The 655-nt window shown below is 70.2% G+C and carries 1 protein-coding gene; it reads left to right on the top strand.

Annotated features, from left to right (window positions below; genetic code table 11):
* Positions 1 to 655 (top strand): alcohol dehydrogenase catalytic domain-containing protein (locus ICC28_RS40075; protein WP_188293800.1); only part of this gene is annotated, 655 nt, incomplete at both ends.

Raw genomic sequence — 655 nt, 5'->3', positions numbered from 1 at the left:
CTGGGGCCTGATCCGCACCGCGCAGACCGAACACCCCGACCGCTTCGTCCTCCTCGACACCGACACCACCGACCTCGACTGGAACACGGTCCTCACCCACACCAGCGAACCCCAACTCGCCCTGCGGAACAGCCGACTGCTGGCCCCGCGCCTCGTGCGCGGAGTCGACAGCGAGAGGATCGCCGGGGTCGGCGGATTCGGTGCCGGCACCGACTGGCGCATCGACGTCGTCGGAAACGGCGGCACACTGGACAACATCGGCAAGACGGAGAACCCTCGTGCGACGCGACCGCTCGAAGCGGGCGAGGTCCGGTTGCAGGTACGGGCCGCAGGCCTCAACTTCTACGACGTGGCGGTCGCCCTCGGCCTCGCTCCGTCGAACGAAGGGCTGGGCACGGAGGGCGCGGGCGTGGTCGTGGAGACCGGTCCGGGAGTCACCCGACTCGCCGTCGGCGACCGCGTGTTCGGTGGTTTCGCAGCCGCGTTCGCCCCGCTGACCATCGCCGACGAACGCACTCTGGCGCCGATACCCGAGGGGCTCTCCTTCGGCGAGGCCGCATCAGTCCCGACCGTCTTTCTGACGGCGTATTACGGGTTGCGGGACCTGGCCGGCCTCAAGGCCGGTGAACGCGTCCTGATCCACGCCGCCGCCGGC

The organism is Streptomyces sp. TRM68416, from assembly GCF_014596915.1.
GTDB lineage: Bacteria > Actinomycetota > Actinomycetes > Streptomycetales > Streptomycetaceae > Streptomyces.
The sequence above is the reverse complement of the archived record's forward strand: the minus strand, read 5'-3'. Positions and strand labels throughout refer to the sequence as shown.